Origin of the sequence: Paracoccus alkanivorans (genome assembly GCF_003697785.1) — a bacterium.
GTDB classification, from domain to species: domain Bacteria; phylum Pseudomonadota; class Alphaproteobacteria; order Rhodobacterales; family Rhodobacteraceae; genus Paracoccus; species Paracoccus alkanivorans.
The window spans coordinates 25,110-47,032 of the sequence record NZ_QOKZ01000012.1; the positions used below are offsets into that span (position 1 = coordinate 25,110).

The window sequence follows — 21,923 nt, forward strand, 5'->3', positions numbered from 1 at the left end:
GCGTGGCCTCTCAGCCGGCCAGACGGCGCGACAGGTCGATCATCCGCTGCACCGCCAGCCGCGCGCGACCAGCGATCTCTGGGTCCACCTCGACCGCGCCGGTCATGCTGTGCAGCGAATACAGCACCTTTTCCAGCGTGATCTTTTTCATATAGGGACACATGTTGCAGGGGCCGAGGAACTCGACCTCGGGGAAGGCGTCCGAAATATTGGTGGCCATCGAGCATTCGGTGACCAGCATGGTCTTTTCCGGCTTCTCGCGGCTGACCCAATCGATGATCCCCGAGGTCGAGCCGGCGAAATCGGCCTCGGCCACGACATCGGGCGGGCATTCGGGATGGGCGATGATCTTCAGCCCCGGGTTCCAGTCGCGGAAATCGCGCAGGTCCTGCGGGGTGAAGCGCTCATGCACGATGCAGGCGCCGTCCCACCAGACGACGCGCTTTTGCGGCACCTGTTTCGCCACGTTCTGCGCCAGGTATTTGTCGGGCGTCATGATGACGGTGTCGCCCTCCATCGCGGCGACGATCTGCGCGGCATTGGCGGAGGTGCAGCAGATATCCGAGGCGGCCTTCACCTCGGCGGTGGTGTTGACATAGCTGACCACCGGCGCGCCGGGATATTGCGCCCGCATCTCGGCGATGCCCTCGGCGGTGATGCTTTCGGCCAGCGAGCAGCCCGCTTCCATGTCCGGCATCAGAACGGTCTTGGCGGGGTTCAGGATCTTCGAGGTTTCGGCCATGAAATGCACGCCGCATTGCACGATCACATCGGCCTCGACCTCGGTCGCCTTGATGGCAAGCTGCAGGCTGTCGCCGACGAAATCCGCGATGCCGTGATAGATGTCGGGCGTCATGTAGTTATGCGCCAGCACCACGGCGTTGCGTTCCTTCTTGAGCCGGTTGATCGCGGCCACATAGGGGGCCTGCATCGCCCAATCGGGCGGCGGCACGACGCGATCCATCCTTGCATAGATATCCCCCATCTCCTCGGCCAGTGCGACAGAGGGGGCAAGATCGTAATGCGCTTCAAGCTCGGCGCGAAGGTCGGTCTGGTCGAGCAATGGTCTGACACCTCTCGCATGCATGGGCGCTCGGGTGGTCGAGCGGATCCGGTCGCTGCGCCGGAGGGCGGCGCATTCGCGCTGTTCTAGACATTGCTTGCCCTCACGGCAAGCATTCGCTGCGTTCCGGGCAGGTTTTGCTGGCCGAAACGCGGCTGAAAACCGGCCATCCCCCGAAAGGCGGATGATTCTGCAGATGGTGCAATCGTGGAAAATCCGGCTTCGCGCCGCAGATCTCAAACCGCCCATTTCTTGGTCAGATGCCCGATTCCGGCGATCAAGCCTTGGGCTGTTTGCGTAATGCTGCGCTGCAGAGACGCTAATTCCCCTGTCAGGCTTGCATGAAGATGGCAGGTCGTGGCGCTGATGCATGCGGGAAGCCACCGTATCGCCAAGGGAGCCCATATGACCGAGTCCGTCCACGCACCCGCCTCGCCCGAAGAGGCCAATCGCGCCCTGATCATGTCCACCATCGCCTTCACCGTCTGTTTCGCGGTCTGGACCATCTTTTCGATCATCGGTCTGCAGATCCGCGAGCAGCTCGGGCTGAGCGATTCGCAATTCGGCCTGATGGTCGGGCTGCCGATCCTCACCGGCTCGCTTTTGCGGATCGTTCTGGGGCTTCTGACCGACAGGCTGGGCGGGCGCATCGTCTACAGCCTGACCATGCTGACCGCCGCCGCCTCGACGCTGCTGCTGTCATTCGCCCAGACCTATCCGCAGGTGCTGCTGGCCGCCGCCGGAGTCGGCGTGGCGGGCGGGTCCTTTGCGGTCGGCGTCGCCTATGTCTCGCGCTTCTACCCGGCGGGGCGGCAGGGCACGGCGCTTGGCATTTTCGGGGTCGGCAATGTCGGCGCGGCGGTGACCAAGTTCGTTGCGCCCTTCGTGATGATCGCGGTCGGCTGGCAGGGCACCGCGCAGATCTGGGCGCTGCTGCTGGTCGTCATGGCGGCGCTGTTCTGGTTCACCACCTATGACGATCCCGACAGCTTCGCCCGCCATCACGGCACCGCCCCAAAGGCGCAGCCGCGCAGCCTGTCAGCCGAGCTTTCGTTGCTGAAGAACCTGCAGGTCTGGCGTTTTTCCTTCTATTACTTCTTTGCCTTCGGGGCTTTTGTTGCGCTGGCGCTGTGGCTGCCGCATTACCTGATCGAGGTTTACGGCTTCGACGTGAAGACCGCCGGGATGATCGGCGCGGCCTATTCCATCCCGGCCTCGGTCTTTCGCGCCTATGGCGGGGTGCTGTCGGACCGGATCGGCGCGCGGCGGGTGATGTATTGGACCTTTGCCGTTTCGCTGGCACTCACGGGGGTCCTGTCGCTTCCGGGCGGGCTGCCGCCACTGGTCTTCATTGCGGCGATCTTCGTGCTGGGCTTTTTCATGAGCCTCGGCAAGGCCGCCGTCTATAAACATGTGCCCAGCTATTACCCGCGGAATGTCGGCGCGGTCGGCGGGCTGGTCGGCATGATCGGGGGCCTGGGCGGCTTCTTCCTGCCGCTGCTGTTCGGCTGGCTGCGCGACGAGACGGGCCTCTGGTCAAGCTGCTTCATGGTGCTGTTCGTGCTGGTCGCCATCGGTTTCGGCTGGATGCATCTGTCGATCCGCCGCCTTGACCGCGCCGCTGTCCCGCAAGCCGCCTGAAAGGAGCCATGCGATGAAAAAGAAACTCGTCATCATCGGAGCAGGGATGGCCTCGGGCCGGATGCTGGAGCATCTGTTCGACGCCGCCCCCGATCTCTACGACGTCACCCTGTTCAACGAGGAGCCGCGCGGCAATTACAACCGCCTGATGCTGTCGCCGGTCCTGTCGGGCGAAAAGACCTATGAAGAGATCGTCACCCATGACGCCGACTGGTATGAAGCCCATGGCGTGACCTGCCGCTTCGGCGAGCCGGTGGTCCGGATCGACCGCGAGGCCAAGGTGGTTCGCACGAACCAGGGTTCGGCCGAATATGATGCGCTGGTCATCGCCACCGGCTCTGCGCCCTTCATCATTCCCGTGGTCGGCAAGGAACTTCCCGGCGTCGTCACCTATCGCGATCTCGAAGACACCAATGCGATGATCGAGGCCGGTGTCGCGGGCAAGGATACCGTGGTGATCGGCGGCGGGCTGCTGGGGCTGGAGGCGGCGGCAGGCATGGCCGCGCGCGGCGCCAATGTCACCGTAATCCACCTGATGGGCCACCTGATGGAACGGCAGCTCGATCCGGCGGCGGGCTACCTGCTGAGGAAGGACCTGGAGAGCCGCGGCATCAAGGTGCATTGCGAAGGTGCGACCAAGGCGATCCTCGGCCATGAGCGGGCCGAGGCGGTGCTGCTGGAAGACGGCACCGTCTACCCGGCGGACCTGGTCTGCATGGCCGTGGGCATCCGCCCCGAGACGCGCATCGCCGTGGATGCCAAGCTGGAGGTCGAGCGCGGCATCACCGTCGATGACAGCATGCGCACCACCGATCCGTCGATCTTTGCGCTTGGCGAATGCGTCGAGCATCGCCAGCAGCTTTTCGGCCTTGTCGCGCCGCTTTACGATCAGGCCAAGGTGCTGGCGAAAACCCTGCAGGGCGAGGCCGCCGAGTTCCGCCCTGTCCAGACCGCGACCAAGCTGAAGGTCACCGGCTGCGACCTGTTCAGCGCTGGGGATTTCGCCGAGGGCGAGGGGCGCGAGGATATCGTCTTCCGCGATCCGGGGCGCGGCATCTACAAGCGGCTGGTGCTGGAGGATAACCGCATCATCGGCATCGTCATGTATGGCGACACCGCCGACGGCAACTGGTTCTATGGTCTGCTGAAGGACGGAACCGATGTCAGCGAGATGCGCGACACGCTCATATTCGGCCCCGCCTTCCAGGGAGGGGGTGCGCCGGACCCTATGGCGGCCGTTGCAGCCTTGCCGCCTGAGGCGGAGATCTGCGGCTGTAACGGCGTTTGCAAGGGGCAGATCGTCCAGGCGGTTCAGGGCGGCGCGGTAACGCTTGACGCCGTGCGCGCGCAGACCAAGGCCAGCGGCTCCTGCGGGACCTGCACCGGGCTGGTCGAACAGGTGATGCAATTCACGCTTGGCGACGATTTCGCGGCCTCCGCCCCCTCGGGCATGTGCGGCTGCACCGATCACAGCCACGAGGATGTGCGCCGGCTGATCAAGTCGATGGGGCTGAAATCCATTCCCGCGGTCATGCAGGAACTGGGCTGGAAAACCCCCGGCGGCTGCCATTCCTGCCGCCCGGCGCTGAATTTCTACCTGCTGGCCGAATGGCCGACCGAGTATCAGGACGACCGCCAGAGCCGCTTCGTGAACGAGCGCAACCACGCCAATATCCAGAAGGACGGCACCTATTCCGTCGTGCCGCGCATGTGGGGCGGGGTAACGACGCCCGCCGAGCTGCGCGCCATCGCCGACGCCGCCGACAAGTATGACGTGCCGATGGTCAAGGTCACCGGCGGGCAGCGCATCGACCTCTTGGGCGTCCGCAAGGAGGATCTGCCGCATATGTGGGCCGATCTGAACAAGGCCGGGCTGGTGTCGGGCCATGCCTATTCCAAGGGGCTGCGCACGGTGAAAACCTGCGTCGGCAAGGATTTCTGCCGTTTCGGCACGCAGGACTCGACAGGGCTCGGCATAAGGCTGGAAAAGCTGCTTTGGGGATCCTGGACCCCGCACAAGGTCAAGCTGGGCATTTCGGGCTGCCCCCGGAACTGCGCCGAGGCGACCTGCAAGGATGTCGGCGTGGTCTGCGTCGATTCCGGCTACAATATCAGCGTCGCAGGCGCGGCGGGCATGGAGGTGAAAGAGACCGAGCATCTCGCCTCGACCCCGTCCGAGGACGAGGCGGTCGAGATCATCACCGCCTTCATCCAGCTTTACCGCGAGAACGCCAAATACCTGGACCGCCCCTATAAATGGGTCGCCAAGGTCGGGCTGGACTGGGTGAAACAGCGCGTCGTCGATGACCTTGCCGGGCGGCAGGCGCTGGTCGAGCGATTCGAGCTGAGCCAATCCGTCTATCGCAAGGATCCATGGGCCGAGCATTCCACCGACCGCGAGCGCGCCAAATGGGCTCCGATGGCCGATCTTACCTTGGAGGCCGCGGAATGAGCCAATTCGTCGATATCGGAGCCTTGGAGGATATCCCCGTGCAGGGTGCCCGCCTGGTGCGGACCGCGCAGGGCTGCGTCGCGGTGTTCCGCACCGCCGATGACCGGGTCTTCGCGCTGGACGACCGCTGCCCGCACAAGGGCGGTCCATTGTCCGAAGGCATCGTCCATGGCACCTCGGTGACCTGTCCGCTGCATAACTGGGTGTTCGACATGAATACCGGCGCCGCGCAGGGCGCGGACGAGGGGCAGGTGGGCACCTATCCCGCCCGGGTCGAGGGTGGCCGCGTGCTGCTGGATGCCAGCGCTTTGCCAAGGCGCAGCGCGGCATGAATTTCCAGGCCCGACCGATCCGCACGACCTGCCCCTATTGCGGGGTGGGCTGCGGTGTGCTGGCCCGGCCGGACGGTGCGGGCGGGCTGGAGATCTCCGGCGACCCCGAACATCCTGCCAATCGCGGCAGGCTCTGTGTCAAGGGCGCGGCGCTGGCCGAGACGCTCCGGCCCGATGGCCGGCTGCTGACCCCGCGCATCCATGGACGGGTGGCCGATTGGGACAGCGCGCTCGACATGGTGGCACGGCGTTTCCGGGAAACCATCGCCGAACATGGCCCGGATTCGGTGGGGTTCTATGTCTCGGGGCAGTTGCTGACCGAGGATTACTATGTCGCCAACAAGCTGATGAAGGGTTTCATCGGCTCGGCCAATATCGACACGAATTCGCGGCTCTGCATGGCGTCTTCGGTGGCGGGGCATCGCCGCGCCTTCGGCTCGGACACCGTGCCGGGCCTGTATGAGGATTTCGAGGAAGCGGAACTGGTGGTGCTGGTCGGCTCGAACCTCGCATGGTGCCATCCGGTGTTGTATCAGCGCCTTGTCGCGGCACGGGAAAAAGGGCAGGGGCCGCGCGTCGTGGTGATCGACCCGCGCCGCACCGCGACCTGTGACATTGCCGATTTGCATCTGAAGATCAAACCGGGCGGAGACGCGGCGCTGTTCAATGCCCTGCTTGCGAGGATCGACCGGCAGGGCGCGGTCGATCGTGATTTCATGGCCCATGTCTCGGGGGTAGAGGATGCGATAAGGGCCGCCCGCGCCAGCGACCCGGAAATGACCGGGCTGTCACTGGGCGACATGGCGCGGTTCTTCGACATGTGGATCGGGACGGAAAAGGTCGTCACGGTCTATTCCCAGGGCATCAACCAATCCGACAGCGGCACCGACAAGGTGAACGCGATTATCAACTGCCATCTGGCCACGGGCCGCATCGGCCGCCCCGGCATGGGGCCGTTCAGCGTCACCGGCCAGCCCAACGCCATGGGCGGGCGCGAGGTGGGCGGGCTGGCCAATATGCTGGCCTGTCACCTGGATATCGAGAACAAGGCGCATCGCGACGCCGTGCAGGATTTCTGGCAGGCGCCAAGGATGGCGCCAGGGCCGGGGCTGAAGGCGGTCGAGATGTTCCGCGCCGTCGAAGAGGGCCGGATCAGGGCGCTGTGGATCATCTGCACCAATCCGGCGGTAACCATGCCCGAGGCCGACCGCGTCGCCCGCGCCATCGAGGGCTGCGACTTCGTGGTGGTCAGCGACATGATGGAACAGACCGACACCACCCGGCTTGCGCATGTGCTGCTGCCCGCTACCGGATGGGGCGAGAAGGACGGCACCGTCACCAATTCCGAGCGCCGCATCAGCCGCCAGCGCCGCAGCCTGCCCCAAAGGGGCGAGGCGCGGGACGATTGGCGCATATTGGCGGATGTGGGACGGCGGATGGGCTGGGAAAGCGCATTCGGCTGGAGCTCTGCCGCCGAGGTCTTTGCCGAATATGCGGCCCTGTCCGGGCTGGCCGGGGAACTTGGCAGCGATTTCGACATTTCCGCCCATGCCGGGATCACGCCCGCCGAATATGACGCGCTGGAGCCGTTTCTCTGGCCGCGATCGGCACGCAGGCAGGGCGGCCGCTTCTTTGGCGATGGCCGTTTCCATACGCCCGACGGCAAGGCGCGGATGGTGCCCGTCACCCCCCGGGTGCCGCAGCCGCTTGCCCCGGCCTATCCGTTCCGGCTGAATACCGGGCGGGTGCGCGATCACTGGCACACCATGACCCGCACCGCCCTGTCTCCGCGCCTGAGCCGCCATCTGGCCGAACCTTACCTGGAGCTGCATCCGCAGGACGCGGCGGAACTGGGCCTGAAACCGGCGGAACTGGCCGAGGTCAGCAGCCCGCATGGCAGGGCGATCCTGCGCGTGCTGGTGAGTGACCGGGTGGCCCCCGGCCATCCCTTTGCGCCGATGCACTGGACCGGGGAAACCGCCCCTTCAGGCCGTATCGATGCGCTGGTGCCATGGCTGACCGATCCGCTTTCGGGTCAGCCCGCCTCGAAATCCGCGCCGGTGGCGATCCGGCCCTTTGGGGCGGACTGGTTCGGCTTCGCGCTGGCGTCAAGCCCGTTCCGCCCCGATTGCGCCTATTGGGCGCGCGCGAGCCTGCCCGGCGGGATGCAGGCCGAGCTGGCCGGGGTGGAAAAACCCGGTGACTGGGGGGAATGGGCCGCCGCGATGTTCGGCCTGAAAAGCGAGCCGCTGGTAGTTTCCGACCGTGCGCGCGGCATGCAGCGCCTCGCCTTTGTCGAGGGCGGGCGGCTGGCCGCGGCGCTGTTCGTCGCTCCCCGCCCGGTGGGTTTGTCACGCAGCCATGTCGCCGGCCTGCTGGGGGCGGAAGCGCGACCCGATCTTCTGGCCGGGCGCGCGGGTGCCGATCAGCCGGACGAGGGAGCCACGGTCTGTGCCTGTTTCGGGGTGGGGGTAAACCGCATCGCCCGCGCCATCGCCGAACAGGGGCTGGTCACGGTCGAACAGGTCGGCGCGGCCCTGCAGGCCGGCAGCAATTGCGGTTCCTGCCGCCCCGAGATCCGGGCCCTGATCGAGCGCAGCCTTACCGAAGCGGTCTGAACCGTCTGGTCCGGTTTCCGGCGGGGGCATGCAGGACATGGTGGACGCGGGCCCGAGCGCATGGCGGTCGTCGCCGGTCCTTCGGCTTTCGGGATCGTCAATCCCAAAGATCGGTTCCAGCATCGTCCCGGCCGGGGAAAGAGGTGGGCGCCAGCCCGGCAAGGCGCTGCACCTGCGCCCGCAGGGCCATGCCCTCCGCCGCCCTGACCGGATCGCAGATCACCCCCGGCTCGACCGTCCGGGCAAGGCGCGTCAGGAAATTCGACAACCCCTCGAGCCCCTGCCGGATCGCGTCGGCACGCTGAAGCCCGTCAAGCGCGCCCATATCCGTCACCGTCAATGCCTGGCCGATCGCCCGGTCCAGCGAGGTAATGTCATTGGCCAGCGTGGCCGCCTCTTCCGCCACGCGGTGCAGGACGATCCGCAGCGGCTCTGCCCCGGCTTCGGATGCGCGCGCTTCGTCTTCCGGCCTCATTGCAGCTTGCCCGTCACTGTTTCGATGCATTTCAACAGGTCTTCCTTGGTGAAGGGTTTGGCGATGAAATTGTTCATGCCGGCCTTCTGCCCGCGCGTGATCATCTCGCGGTTGGCGGTGCCGGTGATCAGGATAAAGCCGATGCGCGCGGTGCTCTTGTTGCCCCGTAGCGCCTCCAGCAGTGCCAGCCCGTCCATGCCGGGCATGTTGTAATCCGAGATCACAAGATGGACCGGCGATGCGGCGAGTTTCCGGAACGCCGCCTCGCCATTCGCTTCATAGCGCACATTGGGTATCTTCATCCAGTCAAGCGCCTGTTCGATCAGGGCGCGGCTGACGGTCATGTCATCCACCACCATCACATGCAGTTGTGACTTCAGGGGCATCGTCTTCTCCTTCAGGACCAGGGGGGCGGTGGGGTGCTGTTGCGGCGGTAATGCGTTGCGCCGGCCAGGTCGAAACACCGGGCGGCGGGGCCGTCCAGCCGTTCGGAATGGCCGATGAACAGATGCCCGCCGGGTGCGATCAGCCGGGCGAAGCGCAGCCAGAGCCGTTGCCGCATTCCGGCATCGAAATAGATCACCACGTTGCGGCAGAAGATCACGTCGAACCGGCCCGAGAAGGGCCAGTCCGCATGCAGGTTCAACTCGGCAAAGCGCATGATCTGCCGCAGCCCGGCGCGTGCCGTGCAGGTTTCGCCTTCGCTCGTGAAGAACCGCAGCAGGCGCCTGGTTCCGATCGGCCGCAGATCCGCCGTCCTGTAGCGCCCGGCTTCGGCACGCGCGATCATGGCCGGGTCGATATCCGTCGCCAGAAGCCGGACATCATGCCTCGCGGCATCGGGGAATGCCTCCAGCAGCGTGATGGCGATCGAATAGGCCTCTTCGCCCGAAGAGCAGGCCGCCGACCACAGCCGCATCCGCCCCCCCGCCTTCGCGGATGCGATCAGTTTCGGCAGAACCTTGGCGGCAAGCTCTTCGAAGTGATGCCCCTCGCGGAAGAAGGCGGTGACATTGGTGGTGATCGCAGACAGAAGATGACGGCGTTCCTCGGTTCCCCCGGCCCCGGCAAGCCGGTCGCAATAGGCCCCGTAATCGGACAGGCGAAGCGCGCGGAGCCGCCGGCTCAGCCGTGCCGCCAGAAGGCCCCGCTTGGCCGGTGTCAGCACGATCCCGCTGTCGTGATGAACGATCCGCGCCAGCTTGTCGAACTGATCGTCGGACAACTGCGGATCGCCTATGGGTTCCATCACGGTCACGCCGCGCCCCCTTGCGGGGTAGGCAGCAGCTGGGCAAGATCGATCTTTCGCAGGATGCGACCATCCTCGAAGGTGATCATGCCGATGATGAACTCCCGCGCCGGATCCGAGGCGATGTCCGGCACTGCCTGCATATGCTCGTCATTGACGGTCACGATATCCGAGACCAGATCGGCGAGCAGGCCGACGATACGCCCCTCGTGCATGGCGATGATCACCACGTGGCGCTGCGACGGTTCGGTCGCTCCAAAGCCAAGCCGCGCCGACAGATCGACCACCGTCACCACCGAGCCGCGCAGGTTGATCACGCCCTTGACGTAATGCGGTGCATGCGGCAGCACCGTGGTTGGAGACCAGCCGCGTATCTCGCGGACAAGGCCGATATCGATGCAGAAATCCTGCTCGGCCAGCTTGAAGGCGACGACGTCGCTTTTTCCGACGGAATTCGGGGACATTGACTGGAGCATCTCTTATCCGTTCGCTGCAAGGGCCATGGCCGGTCTGGCGTAATCGTTCGACGAGGACATCACGATCGCCTCGGGGTCGACGATCAGTGCGATCTTGCCGTCGCCAAGGATGGTGGCGGCCGAGACGCCCGGCACCTGGCCGTAATTCTCTTCGAGTGACTTGATGACGACCTGCCGCTGATCGAAGATCCCGTCGATCAGCAGGGCGGCGCGTTTCTGGCTGTCGGTCTCGACCACGACCAGCACCCCCTCTTCCAGTGGCGCCGCCTCATCGCGCAGGCCAAAGACACAGCCCAGATCGATGATCGGAAGCAGGTCGCCGCGATTGGACAGAAGCCGCCCGCCCTGACCCACGCCATGCAGGATCGACGGATTCGCCCGCATCGTCTCCTGCACGGAATTGATGGGCAGGACCATGGTCTGGCCGCAAAGCTGGATCAGCATGCCCTCCAGCACCGCCAGCGTCAGCGGCAGGGCGATGGAAAAGGTCGTGCCCTCGGCCTCGACGGAATGGATCATCACGCGGCCACCCAGGTCCATGATCTCGCGCCGGACCACGTCCAGCCCGACACCGCGGCCCGACAGGGCCGAGACTTCCTCCTTGGAGGAGAAGCCGGGCATGAACAGAAGCTGGTCGATCTCGCCCGGGCTGAGCGCGACGCCGGGCGCGACCAGCCCCTTTTCCTCGGCGATCTCGCGCACCTTCGGCCGGTTGATGCCGCCGCCGTCATCCGAGACCTCGATCTGCACCCGGCCCGAGCGATGTGCCGCGGACAGGGTTATCGTGCCCTCTTCGGGCTTGCCGCGTTCGCGCCTTGTCTCGGCATCCTCCAGCCCGTGATCGACGGAATTGCGGATCATGTGGGTCAGCGGATCGATGAGCCGCTCGACCATGGTCTTGTCGACTTCGGTCTGCTCGCCGATGGTGACAAGGCGGACCTGCTTGCCGGTGGCGTCCGCCGCCTCGCGGACGATGCGGTGCATGCGCTGGAACACCAGCTTGAGCGGCTGCGCCCTGATCGCCATGACGCTTTCCTGGATGTCGCCGGCAAGCTGGCGGATCGAATCGAGGCCGGCCACGACATCGGGATCCTCGCTCATCCCGGCGGTCTGGATGACCTGCGACAACATCGCCTCCTTGATGACCAGTTCCCCGATCATGTTCATCAGCCGGTCGACGCGGTCGAGACTGACCCGGATGGTTGCGCCGGGCTGCCCCGATTCCGCCGGTGGTGCGGCGCGCGGACGCGGAGGGGGGGCGGGCTCCGGGACCGGGGATGCTTCCGCCGGAGAGCTGTCCTCGATGGCAGGGGGCAGGGGGTCGGGTTCAGGTCCGGAGGGTGGCGGTTCCTGACCGCCACCCAGTGCAACGATCCTGAGATCGCAGCAATCCTCGACGAATTCGAATATCGCCTCGACCTCTTCCCGGGCCTCGTCGGTCTGCAGCAGGACATCCCATTTCAGTTGCGGCTGATCCTCGGACCAGTCCTCTAGGGGTGCCACCATCTCGGCATCCAGCATGACCTCGATTTCGCCCAGCTTGGCCAGCGCATGCAGCAGTGCCGCCGGATCGTTGCCCGAGCGATACAGATCCGCATCGGGCATGAAATGGATCCGGAAGCCCGTGCCGGAAGCCGTCCCCGCATCCGGTTCGGCAAGATGGCCGCCAGGATCCACGGGACCGATATCGATGGCGAGGGGGGTGAATACCAGGTCGTCCTCGCCATCGCCATTCGCCGCGATGATCTGGTCAAGCTCGGCCAGCAAGGTTTCGCGGCGATCGTGATCGGGCTCGCTGGACTGGCGCGCGGCGGCAACCAGGTCGGCAAGGCAATCCGACGAGCGGTGCATGATCGGCATCACCCCGGCAGCGGCTTCGAGCTTGTCCGAGCGCAGCAGGTCCAGGACCGTCTCGAACCTGTGGGCGAAAGTGACGAGATCGCTCAGCCCGAAGGCCGCCGCTCCGCCCTTGATCGAATGGACGGCGCGAAACACCGCATGCACGGTCTCCTTGTCGTGGCCGGGTTCGTCCATCTGGCGCAGACCGGTGGCGAGCCCCTCCAGAAGTTCATCGCACTCGTCGAAGAACATTTCCTGGATTTCATCCATGTCCGCCATATCCGCTATCTCCCCAGGACCCTGTCGATCACGGCCAGAAGCCGCGCGTCTTCGAAGGGCTTGACGATCCATCCCGTCGCCCCGGCTGCCCGCGCCCGCGCCTTCAGGTCGGCACCGCTTTCGGTGGTCAGCACGAGGATCGGCACTTCGGAATAGGCCTCGTTGGCACGCACGCTCTCGATCAGGCCAAAGCCGTCCATGCGCGGCATGTTGATATCGGTGATGATCAGGTCCGGATCGACCTGGGGCAGCGCCTCCACGCCCTCGACCCCGTCCGAGGCAAGGGAGACATCGAATCCGGCCGGTCTCAGGGCCTTGGCGACAAGCGCGCGGATGGTCGGAGAATCATCCACGGCGAGGATGCGGGTGGTCATCGTGCACCTCCGGCCTGGAATATCTCGGGTGCGGCGCCGATCCGGTCCAGCACCTGCAAGGCGGCATCGGGCCAGTTGCGGATCTCGAACCCGGCGCCGTCGTTTTGCCATTGCAGGCGTGCGGCGATCAGCAGCTCCACCCCGATGGCGCCCAGTTTCCGGACGGGGGCCGCATCCAGCACGATATCCGCGCCACGATGCGTCAGCAGCGCTTTCGAAAGCTCTGACGCTGCCTTTCGGTCAAGCGTCTCTGGCAGGGGTAAGGCAGTCACGGCAATTCCCTCGCAATAACGGCAACCACCTGTCTCTAGCAGCCGGGGTTTAACAAAAGATTGCCCGGCGCCGCGCAGGTTCGGCGGACGGGGAATGATCGCCGGGGCAGGGGCATGAACAGGCTTTTTTAATCTTTTGTGCCTAGCGTGCATCGCGAATGGACAGGAGTTTCAAAATGTCTGACAGGTCCCCGCCCGCCACTGCTTCGACCGGCCAGCCCCATGGCGCGATCAGCGGGGGCCGCGTGGATTGCGCCATCACACACGGGCCGGGCATGCATGCGCCGGAGGCAGGCCGGGGATTCGCCACGTCCTGCCCGTCCGGGGCCGGGACCATCACCGGCGACACCGCGAATTGCCGCGCATTTGAATTATTTTCCGGGACGGTCCCACCGCATGCCGGAAAGCGGTCCGCATGACGATCGCGGCGGCACAGCTTGTTCACGTGGTGCAGGGCGAACATGCGATCTCGGATCATCCGGATACCGTGATCACCACGGTGCTCGGCTCTTGCGTCTCGGCCTGTCTGTATGACCCCGAGCGTGGTATCGGCGGGATGAACCATTTCCTCCTGCCCAATACCGGGCCCACGAGATCGGATATTCGCTATGCCGCCGCCGCGATGGAGGTGTTGGTCAACGGGCTGATGCGGCGCGGGGCAGTGCGGGCGCGCCTCAGGGCCAAGCTGTTCGGTGGCGCGCATGTGCTGACGGGGCTGCCCGATATCGGGCAGTTGAACGCTCAGGCGGCCTGCCGTTTCCTGGAAAACGAGGGGATCCGCCTGGTCAAGGGCGATCTTGGCGGAAGACAGGCGCGCCGGATCCATTTCTGGCCGGTCATCGGGCGGGTGCAGCTGCGCTTTCTACGAGAGGCGCAGGCGCCGCGCCGTGAAACCCCGACCCTGCCGAAAAGCGGTGAGATCGAACTGTTTTACGGTGAGCCATGATGGATCTGGTGAAACCAACCCTCTTCCCGGCACCATCCCCGGATATCTCCAACGGAACCAATCCCAATTCTCGTCGAGGACCCTCATGTTGAAAAACATCAAAATCGGAGCGCAGGTCACTTACAGCTTTTGCGTCATTCTCGTTCTGTTCCTGGCTTTCGGACTGTTCACCTGGGACCGTCTGAGCAACCTGGACAGGATCAAGCGCGCCGATCAGCGTTCCGACCTGATCACCGGCATCGCGGCCGATATCGGGCTTGGCGTTTCCGAATCCGGCCGCGCGGCTGCGAGATTCATCGATATGCCTGACGCGGAAGCGGCCGCGAATCTTGCGGCCGCGATAGAGCGCGTGCAGCTTCTGGCGGAAAAGCTGGATCAACAGAACCTGCCCGAGGCGGGCCGGCTCCAGGTGCTTCTGGCCCGACAGAAGGAAGAGGTGCGGAAATTCGCCGCGCTCTACCTGGAAAGGGATGCGCTGACGAAGGAATACGGCGATCTCGAGCTTGCCTATCACGGCAAGCTGACGCTGCTGCAGGAAAAGCTTGAAACCCGCGGCGGGATCGAAGAGGCGTATCTGGCGCTTCGCGCGACCGAGGCGGCGCTTGAAACCCGCATGATGATGGACCGCGATCTTGAAGGTTCGGACGAGCGGGATTTCAACAATGCGCAGGCGTCTTTCGAAAACACGCAGGCCATTCTGGATGAACTTGCCGCCGCGGATCTGGGATCGGAGGAGCGCATGCTGATGAATGACGCCCGGCTCGGGATTCAGGATTTCTGGCAGACCGCGCAGGAAATCCACCAGGGCATCGCGGCGAGCCGCCAGGCACGCGACATCGCCGAGGCGACCATGGGAGAGGTTCTGGCGCAGGCGGCCACGATCGGTCGCGAAGCCAGCGACTTGCGGGAAAGCTTTGACAGGCAGAGCACGGAAATCACCGACTCGACGATTCGCTCGATTACCGCCGGGATCCTGTCGATCATAGTGCTGGGCGGGGCGATCGCCGTGTTCCTGGCGCTTTCGTTGTCGCGGCAACTGGCCGGGACAGTGGCGCAGGCCCGCAGGCTGGCCGATAACGATCTGGCGGTGGAGATCACCGGCGCCGAGGGTAAGAACGAGCTTGCGCAGATGGCCCGCGCCCTGATCGTCTTCAAGGAAAGCACGCTGGAGCGGCGCAGGCTGACCGAAGAGGCGAGGATCCGCGAGGCCGAGATACTCGCCGGGCGCGAGGTCGAGTTGCAGGCCCAGTCACGTGTCGTGTGCGAAATCGGCGCCGGGCTGAACCGGCTGGCAAAGGGCGATCTCACCGAAACCATCCCGAGTCCGGAACATGACCCGTTCCCGGCCGAATACGAAGCGCTGCGCGAGGCGTATAACAGTGTCGTCTCTTCGCTTGCGGGAACGCTCTCGCGGATTTCGGACGTGGCGGACCAGGTGCGCGTCGGCTCGGACGAGATCACCTCGGCGGCAGAGGACCTGTCCAGCCGCGCGGAAACGCAGGCCGCCACGCTGGAGGAATCCGCCGCCGCGCTGAACGAGCTGACGGAGAGCGTGAAATTCACGGCGGCACGCGCCAAGAACGCGGAAAAGACCAGCTATGACAATCGCAGCATCGCCGAAAGCGGTGCCTCGGTGGTCCGCGACGCGGTGGTGGCGATGAAGGGGATCGAGAAATCCTCGGACCAGATCACCCGGATCATCGGCGTCATCGACGATATCGCCTTTCAGACCAACCTGCTGGCCCTGAATGCCGGGGTCGAGGCCGCGCGGGCAGGCGAGGCGGGGCGCGGTTTCGCCGTGGTCGCCTCGGAGGTGCGGGGTCTGGCGCAGCGGGCATCGGAATCGGCGCGCGAGATCAAGACGCTGATCTCGGAAAGCGCTACGCAGGTCGAGACCGGCTCGGCGCTTGTCGATCGCACCGGTGAATGCCTGGAACAGATCCTGCGCAAGGCCCAGGACGTGTCCGAGCAGATCTCGGCCATCGCGGTGGCGGCGAGCGAGCAGTCGACGGGATTGGGAGAGATCACGCTCGGCGTCAACCAGCTCGACCAGGTAACCCAGCAGAACGCGGCCGTTGCCGATGCGACCAGTACCGTCGCGGCCAGTCTGCAGCAACGCGCCGATGACTTGCTGCGGGCGTTCTCGGGCTTCAGCACCGGTGAGCAGGATGCCGCGAAGCGGCCCCCGGAGCAGGCGAATGACAACGTGGCGGCCGCGGATGCAAGCCCGGCCGGCATGGCGGCGAATGGCGAAGCGGGCCAGCCGGTCAGCGCGCGGCTGCACGAGTTCTGACTGCAGCGCCGGACCCTTTCCGGGCTGACATCCCGCCCGTTTTTTCGCGGCCCGCCGGTGGAAACCGGCGGGCCGCGTCGATTCCCGGGCGGGCGGAATCCCCAAGTCCTCCGCATTTATATCCAATTGTCCGCAACCATGCGCCGCAAGGACCAGTCGATCGCTCCCCGGGTAACGGAGTCTTAGCCTTTCCCGATCTAATGATGATGCAACAGCGAACCATCTCTGGGCATCGAATCTATCATGACAAGCGCAACGACATTCACGATCGACGGCTCCCTAGCGCCGGCGGATGCGAGGCAGGTCCTTGAAGGGGTTGGCCTCTGGGTCGCGGCTGGCGAGGGGGTTCTGGATATCCACCCCGTGCCCGCTCCGCCGGAACTGCCGACTCAGCCCGCCCTGCAGATCCTGTTTGCCGCGGCGGCGGAATTGTCGCGCCGCCAGGAGGCCCGGCTTGCGCCCGGCGCGCAGGCGCTGTGCGACACGCTGCTGGGCAAGCGCGCGCTTGCAGGAACCGCCGTTCAGGAGGCCGACAATGGCTAAGACCGTATTGATCATCGATGACAGCAAGGCGATCCGTGACATGGTCACCTTCACGCTGGAACCCCATGGCTACCGCTGTGTCGGCGCGGGCGACGGATCGGAAGGGCTGACCAGGCTGCGGGCCGAAAACCCTGCGCTGGTGATCACCGATCTCAACATGCCGGTGATGAATGGCATCGAGTTCATCCGCCATGCCCGGCAGGATGCGGCCGGGGCCGGCATCCCGATCGTGATGCTGACCACCGAGACCAAGCCCGAGATGAAGGCAGAGGGCAAATCTGCCGGCGCGACCGGCTGGATCAACAAGCCGTTCGACGCGGACATGCTGTTGTCGGTGGCGAAGAAACTGGCGGGATGAGCGGGATGGACGAGATAAACCCCGCCGTCAGCGCTTTCGTCCAGGAGGCCCGCGAAATACTCGAAGGGCTCGAGGCTTTGCTGCTGGACCTGGAGAGCGACAGTGATGCCGAACAGATCGATGCGGTGTTCCGTACGCTGCACACCGTCAAGGGCTCGGGCGCGATGTTCGGCTTTGGCACGCTCTCCAGGTTCACCCATCATTTCGAGGACGCTTTCGATCGCGTGCGCGAAGGGCGGCTGTCCGTGGATGGCCGGCTGATCGACCTGTCGCTGAAGGCGCGCGACCATATGATCGCGCTGCTGGATTGCGGCGGCGACGGACCCGGGGCAACCGCGCTGGAGGCTACGCCCGGGGCGGTGGCCCTGCTGGCGGCGCTGGCCGAGATCACCGGCGCGGCATCGGTTGCGCCGAAGGGCGCCGCGCCACAGGCCACGCCGGAACCTGCGCCCTCGCGGACCGCAGGGCGCCGCTGGACGATCCGTTTCCGGCCCGAGCCCGATGCCCTGCGCAACGGGATGCGGCCCGACCTGCTGATCGCGGAACTGGGCGGGCTCGGTTCCGTCGAGGTCGGGGCCGATATCGGGGCGCTGCCCGCGCTTGCCGATCTTGACCCGACGCTCAGCCATCTTGGCTGGACCGTCACGCTGGACACCGATCAGCCGCGCAGCGCTATCGAGGCCGTGTTCATCTTTGCCGATGACGCCGAGCTTGAAATTACCGGGGAGGTCACCGAACCAGCGCCGGAGAACCCGGTCAGGCCGGTCGTGGGCCAGGCTCAACCGGCAGCCGGCGAGGCATCGCGCAAGAAACCGGAAAAGACCGGCGAGAGCGTGCGCGTGCCGGCCGGGAAGCTGGACGAGATCATGGACCAGCTTGGCGAGCTGGTCATCGCGCAGGCCCGGCTCAGCCAGATGGCCTCGCACGAGCCCGAACTGGAATCCGTCGTCGAAGAGGTAGAGCGGCTGGTGACGGGGCTGCGCGATGCGACGCTTTCCATCCGGATGCTGCCGATCGAGGTGGTGTTCGGCAAATTCCGCCGTGTCGTCCGCGACCTTTCGGCCGAATTGGGAAAGGAAGTGACCCTGATCACCGAGGGCGGCGAGACCGAGATCGACAAGACCGTCATCGACCGGTTGTCCGAGCCGCTGGTGCACATGATCCGCAACAGCATGGATCACGGGATCGAAAGCGCCGGGGTGCGGCTGGCCGCCGGCAAGCCCGCGCGCGGCACGGTGCGGCAAGAGGGCGGCGAGGTGCTGATCGCCATCGAGGATGACGGTGCGGGTCTGGATGCCGAAGCGATCCGGGCCAAGGCCATCGAACGCGGCCTGCTGACATCCGAGGCCCAGCCCGGCGAGAGTGAACTGTATCAGCTGATCTTCGCCCCCGGCTTCTCGACTGCGAAAGAACTTTCCAGCGTCTCGGGGCGCGGGGTGGGGATGGATGCGGTGCGCACCACCGTCGACGCCCTGCGCGGCGCGGTCGAGGTCGCCTCGCGGGCGGGCCTTGGAACGCGTGTGACCCTGCGCCTGCCCGTGACGCTGGCGATCATCGACGGGCTGCTGGTGCGTCTTGGCGATGCGGTCTTCGTCATCCCGCTCGCCTCGGTCGAGGAATGCGTGGAACTGGATGCCGCCGAACGGCAGCGCGAATCCGGGCGCACCATGCTGTGCATCCGCGAGCATCTGGTGCCGTTCCTGGATCTGGATGTGGTCTTTGGCCGCGACCCCAGCACCGAAACCCGCCGCCGGGTGGTGATCGTCAAGGCCGACGGGCAGCGGTTGGGGCTGGTGGTCGATGACATTCTTGGCCAGCACCAGACCGTCATCAAGACGCTCAGCCAGTATCACCGCGATGTCGAGGGCTTTGCCGGGGCGACCATCCTGGGTGACGGCTCGGTGGCATTGATCATCGACGTGGCCACCCTGACCCGCCGCGCCCTGGCCGAGCGGGCCGAACGCAAGCCGGCAGCATAGGAGAATCCGATGACAACAGCTTCTTCCCTGAGCCCGGCGCCGAACCGGGCGGCTGCACCCGAGATGGTCCTGATCTTCCGGTTGTCGGGAGAGGCCTTCGCCATCTCGGTCAGCTGGGTTCACGAGATCCTCGACCCGATCCCGATGACAACGGTTCCCAATGCAGCCGCCTATGTTCCGGCGCTCGTCAATGTCCGCGGTGCCATCGTGCCGCTGATCGATATCCGCCACCGGCTGCGGATGCCTCCGGTCACGCCGGGCCCGGCCTCGCGGCTGGTGGTGCTTGAGCTGCCGGTGGCGGGCGTGCCGACGCGGCTGGCGATCATGACCGACGCGGTAGAGGAAGTTACCGAAACCAATCTGGAGGCGCTCGAGCTCGTTCCCGATCTGGGCGCGCGCTGGCCGGAACATTACATCAGGGGTGTGGTCCGCATAGGCGACGACCTTGCCATCCTTCTGGAAACCGAAAACCTTTTTTGCCCGGACGCCGAGCGTCCCGCGCTTGCCTGAGCGAGGAAAATCCATGCGTATCACAATCAAGGCCAAACTGGCTGCCGCATTCGCCGCCGTCCTGCTGATGCTTGGGGCGATCCTGTGGCTGTCGATCAATAGCCTGTCCTCCGCCAAGAACCGGTTGGACAATCTGGTCAATGTCTATCACGAGCGGGTCGAAAATGCCCTGCAATTGCAGGAAAGCGTGGCCCAGTTCGGCCGTACGATCGGCGTGACCCTGCTGGCCGGGGACGATGCGGCGAGACGGGCCGGAATTGCCGAGGTCGAGAAATACAACCGGGAAATCGACGAGGCCCATGATCATCTCGTGGCCTTGAGCGGTGAAACGGGCCTCGACCTTCTTGAAGAATTCGCCGGGAACCGGGAGAAGGTCAAGTTGAGGCTGGAACAGGTCTTTGCCCTGGCCCTGGAAGACACCAATGCGCGGTCGGCGGATCTGGCCAATACCGAGACGGAAGGGGCATTGCAGGCCGCACTGGCCGCCGTGGATGCCGTAATCCCCGCCGCCTCGCGCAACCCCTCGACCAATCCGGACGAGATTCGGTTCCTGGCCGCCGAGATCAAGCGCAACATGATCGACGCGGTTCGCCGCGTCTACCGGACGATCTCGCTGGTGGAAACGGTGAGCATAGCGAAGCAGGCGGAGGAAGCCCTCAACTCCAGCGCCGCCTTGCTGGCCGCGGTGGATGCTCTGGAAACCGTGGTCAAGGGATATGCAAGGCCGGAAATGGCCCGCTTGCATGAAGCCAGCAGGGCGCTGGACGAATCGGTCACGAAAGTCGTCGCTATCGCGCAGCGCAACACCACGGAGACTGCCATCGACCTTGTGAACACCGAGCTGTTGCCCCTTGCCGCCGCGAATGACCGACTGCTCGAGGAATTCGCGGGGCGCAGCAACATACGCATGCATGGCTCGGTCGAGGAATTTGAAGAAAACTATCACAAGAACCTTGTTCTGCTTTTCCTTGGCGCTGGAATCGCCGCACTGATCGGAGTCGGTGCCGCCACCTGGATTGCCCTGTCCATCAGCCGTAGCCTTGGCCATGTCGTCTCGGTCGCCGAAGCGGTCGGCGCGGGCGATCTGACCGTGGACGCAGTTCCCACGCGCAACGACGAGATCGGCGACGTGCTTGCCGCGATGGACCGCATGAACGGCTCGATGCGGAATATCACCGGCGTGGCCGAGCAGATCAGCAAGGGCGACCTGACCGTGGAAATCCGCCGCCGGTCCGAGGTCGACTCGCTTGGTATCGCGCTGGAGAGCATGCTCGACAAGCTGCGTGGCGTGATCTCGAATGCCAATGCCAGCGCCAATGGCGTCGCCGAGGGCGCACAGCAGATGTCCGCCACCGCCGATCAGCTCAACCAGGGCTCGACCGAGCAGGCGGCCGCGGCCGAACAGGCATCGGCCTCGATGGAAGAAATGACCGCCAATATCCGGCAGTCCTCGGATAACGCGGCGCAGACCGAGAAGATCGCGACCCAATCCGCGAAAGAGGCCGCCGAAAGCGGCGAGGCCGTGGACGAGGCGGTGCGCGCGATGAAGACCATCGCCGAGAAGATCAACATCATCCAGGAGATCGCCCGGCAGACCGATCTGCTGGCCCTGAACGCCGCCGTAGAGGCCGCCCGCGCCGGTCAGCATGGCAAGGGTTTTGCCGTGGTCGCCTCGGAGGTGCGCAAGCTGGCCGAGCGCAGCCAGCAGGCCGCCGGCGAGATCAGCGAACTGTCCGGCCGCACCGTCGAGGTCAGCCAGAAAGCCGGAGAGATGCTGTCCTCGCTGGTGCCTTCGATCCAGCGCACCGCCGATCTGGTGCAGGAGATCAGCGCCGCCGCGCGCGAGCAGAATATCGGCGTGGAACAGATCAACACGGCTATCCGCGAACTTGACGCGGTGATCCAGCAGAACGCGTCAGCCTCGACCGAGGCGGCAAGCGTGTCCGACAGCCTTGCAACCCAGTCCGAACAGCTTCGCGGTGTGATCTCGTTCTTCCGCTTGGGCGAAGAGGCCACGAATGCGGCGCGCAAGCCGGCTGCTCCGGTCCAGCGGAACACGCGTTCCGCATCCCGTCCCGCGGCGAATGATACCGCGTCGCCCGCCGAGCCCGCGATGGTTGTGAATGCCAAGCCGGGCGGGGTGGCGCTGGATCTGGGCGGCGACCAGTTCTCCGACGCGGATTTCGAACGCTATTGATCCGACCGCCGGGGCGCCGCCCGCGCC

At 65.3% G+C, this 21,923-nt stretch carries 19 protein-coding genes; 11 read left to right on the forward strand and 8 right to left on the reverse strand.

Translation table 11 applies throughout. The features are described from left to right. Positions 1-10: 10 nt before the first annotated feature. Positions 11-1,063 carry a quinolinate synthase NadA gene (nadA, locus tag C9E81_RS20495; protein ID WP_122114225.1) on the reverse strand — a complete coding sequence of 351 codons (1,053 nt, stop codon included), beginning with the start codon at positions 1,061-1,063 and terminating at the stop codon, positions 11-13. Positions 1,064-1,468: 405 nt separating this feature from the next. On the opposite strand from nadA, the gene C9E81_RS20500 reads away from it, so the two are divergent. Genes C9E81_RS20500 through C9E81_RS20515 form a run of 4 tightly spaced genes read left to right on the forward strand, consistent with a single transcriptional unit; the run spans position 1,469 to position 8,106 of the window. Then, the gene (locus C9E81_RS20500; protein ID WP_208021239.1) at positions 1,469-2,704 is read left to right on the forward strand and encodes an MFS transporter; all 1,236 of its coding nucleotides are present in this window, start codon (positions 1,469-1,471) and stop codon (positions 2,702-2,704) included. Between the two features lie 13 nt (positions 2,705-2,717). Continuing rightward, positions 2,718-5,156, forward strand: coding sequence for a nitrite reductase large subunit NirB (gene nirB, locus C9E81_RS20505; RefSeq protein ID WP_122114226.1), 2,439 nt, complete (start codon positions 2,718-2,720; stop codon positions 5,154-5,156). Continuing rightward, positions 5,153-5,488, forward strand: coding sequence for a nitrite reductase small subunit NirD (gene nirD, locus C9E81_RS20510; protein WP_122114227.1), 336 nt, complete (start codon positions 5,153-5,155; stop codon positions 5,486-5,488). The genes nirB and nirD overlap by 4 nt, the downstream gene beginning before the upstream one ends. Then, positions 5,485-8,106 carry a nitrate reductase gene (locus tag C9E81_RS20515; protein ID WP_122114228.1) on the forward strand — a complete coding sequence of 874 codons (2,622 nt, stop codon included), beginning with the start codon at positions 5,485-5,487 and terminating at the stop codon, positions 8,104-8,106. The genes nirD and C9E81_RS20515 overlap by 4 nt, the downstream gene beginning before the upstream one ends. 97 nt (positions 8,107-8,203) lie before the next feature. Here the strand turns inward: C9E81_RS20515 and C9E81_RS20520 are convergent, their stop codons facing one another. From C9E81_RS20520 to C9E81_RS23020, 7 genes are read right to left on the reverse strand one after another with little or no spacing between them, the layout of a single operon-like run. Beyond that, on the reverse strand, positions 8,204-8,581 hold the full coding sequence (locus C9E81_RS20520) for a hypothetical protein (protein WP_122114229.1): 378 nt from the start codon (positions 8,579-8,581) through the stop codon (positions 8,204-8,206). Continuing rightward, entirely contained in the window at positions 8,578-8,967 is a 390-nt protein-coding gene (locus C9E81_RS20525; protein ID WP_122114230.1) for a response regulator, read from the reverse strand. The genes C9E81_RS20520 and C9E81_RS20525 overlap by 4 nt, the downstream gene beginning before the upstream one ends. 11 nt (positions 8,968-8,978) lie before the next feature. Further along, positions 8,979-9,830 (reverse strand): CheR family methyltransferase, encoded by an 852-nt coding sequence (locus tag C9E81_RS20530; protein WP_122114257.1) that lies wholly within the window; start codon positions 9,828-9,830, stop codon positions 8,979-8,981. A gap of 5 nt (positions 9,831-9,835) precedes the next feature. Beyond that, positions 9,836-10,294: a chemotaxis protein CheW gene (locus C9E81_RS20535; protein ID WP_243698748.1), complete on the reverse strand. Its 459-nt coding sequence runs from the start codon at positions 10,292-10,294 to the stop codon at positions 9,836-9,838. A gap of 15 nt (positions 10,295-10,309) precedes the next feature. Further along, complete coding sequence (locus C9E81_RS20540; protein ID WP_122114232.1) at positions 10,310-12,424, reverse strand: chemotaxis protein CheA; 2,115 nt, start codon at positions 12,422-12,424, stop codon at positions 10,310-10,312. Positions 12,425-12,429: 5 nt separating this feature from the next. Continuing rightward, on the reverse strand, positions 12,430-12,798 hold the full coding sequence (locus C9E81_RS20545) for a response regulator (RefSeq protein ID WP_122114233.1): 369 nt from the start codon (positions 12,796-12,798) through the stop codon (positions 12,430-12,432). Beyond that, entirely contained in the window at positions 12,795-13,070 is a 276-nt protein-coding gene (locus tag C9E81_RS23020; protein ID WP_166461993.1) for an STAS domain-containing protein, read from the reverse strand. The genes C9E81_RS20545 and C9E81_RS23020 overlap by 4 nt, the downstream gene beginning before the upstream one ends. 415 nt (positions 13,071-13,485) lie before the next feature. Here C9E81_RS23020 and C9E81_RS20560 point away from each other — a divergent pair, with 415 nt between their 5' ends. The 7 genes from C9E81_RS20560 to C9E81_RS20590 all read left to right on the forward strand — a co-directional run bounded on the left by C9E81_RS20560 (position 13,486) and on the right by C9E81_RS20590 (position 21,896). Next, positions 13,486-14,016, forward strand: a complete 531-nt coding sequence (locus C9E81_RS20560; protein ID WP_122114236.1) for a chemotaxis protein CheD — start codon at positions 13,486-13,488, stop codon at positions 14,014-14,016. Positions 14,017-14,104: 88 nt separating this feature from the next. Further along, entirely contained in the window at positions 14,105-16,309 is a 2,205-nt protein-coding gene (locus C9E81_RS20565) for a methyl-accepting chemotaxis protein (protein WP_243698749.1), read from the forward strand. Positions 16,310-16,552: 243 nt separating this feature from the next. Continuing rightward, positions 16,553-16,852, forward strand: coding sequence for a hypothetical protein (locus tag C9E81_RS20570; protein WP_122114237.1), 300 nt, complete (start codon positions 16,553-16,555; stop codon positions 16,850-16,852). Next, complete coding sequence (locus C9E81_RS20575) at positions 16,845-17,210, forward strand: response regulator (protein ID WP_122114238.1); 366 nt, start codon at positions 16,845-16,847, stop codon at positions 17,208-17,210. Before C9E81_RS20570 ends, C9E81_RS20575 begins: the two co-directional genes overlap by 8 nt. A 5-nt stretch (positions 17,211-17,215) precedes the next feature. Continuing rightward, on the forward strand, positions 17,216-19,189 hold the full coding sequence (locus C9E81_RS20580; RefSeq protein WP_122114259.1) for a chemotaxis protein CheA: 1,974 nt from the start codon (positions 17,216-17,218) through the stop codon (positions 19,187-19,189). A gap of 9 nt (positions 19,190-19,198) precedes the next feature. Beyond that, positions 19,199-19,699: a chemotaxis protein CheW gene (locus tag C9E81_RS20585; RefSeq protein ID WP_122114239.1), complete on the forward strand. Its 501-nt coding sequence runs from the start codon at positions 19,199-19,201 to the stop codon at positions 19,697-19,699. Positions 19,700-19,712: 13 nt separating this feature from the next. After that, entirely contained in the window at positions 19,713-21,896 is a 2,184-nt protein-coding gene (locus tag C9E81_RS20590; RefSeq protein WP_122114240.1) for a HAMP domain-containing methyl-accepting chemotaxis protein, read from the forward strand. The last annotated feature ends 27 nt before the right edge of the window (positions 21,897-21,923 follow it).

What these genes read in the sequence shown, in the direction of transcription:
- C9E81_RS20500 (WP_208021239.1), top strand. Translation starts at nt 1,469, where the DNA reads ATGACCGAGTCCGTCCACGCACCCGCCTCGCCCGAAGAGGCCAATCGC.
- nirB (WP_122114226.1), top strand. Translation starts at nt 2,718, where the DNA reads ATGAAAAAGAAACTCGTCATCATCGGAGCAGGGATGGCCTCGGGCCGG.
- nirD (WP_122114227.1), top strand. Translation starts at nt 5,153, where the DNA reads ATGAGCCAATTCGTCGATATCGGAGCCTTGGAGGATATCCCCGTGCAG.
- C9E81_RS20515 (WP_122114228.1), top strand. Translation starts at nt 5,485, where the DNA reads ATGAATTTCCAGGCCCGACCGATCCGCACGACCTGCCCCTATTGCGGG.
- C9E81_RS20520 (WP_122114229.1), bottom strand. Translation starts at nt 8,581, where the DNA reads ATGAGGCCGGAAGACGAAGCGCGCGCATCCGAAGCCGGGGCAGAGCCG.
- C9E81_RS20525 (WP_122114230.1), bottom strand. Translation starts at nt 8,967, where the DNA reads ATGCCCCTGAAGTCACAACTGCATGTGATGGTGGTGGATGACATGACC.
- C9E81_RS20530 (WP_122114257.1), bottom strand. Translation starts at nt 9,830, where the DNA reads ATGGAACCCATAGGCGATCCGCAGTTGTCCGACGATCAGTTCGACAAG.
- C9E81_RS20535 (WP_243698748.1), bottom strand. Translation starts at nt 10,294, where the DNA reads ATGTCCCCGAATTCCGTCGGAAAAAGCGACGTCGTCGCCTTCAAGCTG.
- C9E81_RS20540 (WP_122114232.1), bottom strand. Translation starts at nt 12,424, where the DNA reads ATGGCGGACATGGATGAAATCCAGGAAATGTTCTTCGACGAGTGCGAT.
- C9E81_RS20545 (WP_122114233.1), bottom strand. Translation starts at nt 12,798, where the DNA reads ATGACCACCCGCATCCTCGCCGTGGATGATTCTCCGACCATCCGCGCG.
- C9E81_RS20560 (WP_122114236.1), top strand. Translation starts at nt 13,486, where the DNA reads ATGACGATCGCGGCGGCACAGCTTGTTCACGTGGTGCAGGGCGAACAT.
- C9E81_RS20570 (WP_122114237.1), top strand. Translation starts at nt 16,553, where the DNA reads ATGACAAGCGCAACGACATTCACGATCGACGGCTCCCTAGCGCCGGCG.
- C9E81_RS20575 (WP_122114238.1), top strand. Translation starts at nt 16,845, where the DNA reads ATGGCTAAGACCGTATTGATCATCGATGACAGCAAGGCGATCCGTGAC.
- C9E81_RS20580 (WP_122114259.1), top strand. Translation starts at nt 17,216, where the DNA reads ATGGACGAGATAAACCCCGCCGTCAGCGCTTTCGTCCAGGAGGCCCGC.
- C9E81_RS20585 (WP_122114239.1), top strand. Translation starts at nt 19,199, where the DNA reads ATGACAACAGCTTCTTCCCTGAGCCCGGCGCCGAACCGGGCGGCTGCA.
- C9E81_RS20590 (WP_122114240.1), top strand. Translation starts at nt 19,713, where the DNA reads ATGCGTATCACAATCAAGGCCAAACTGGCTGCCGCATTCGCCGCCGTC.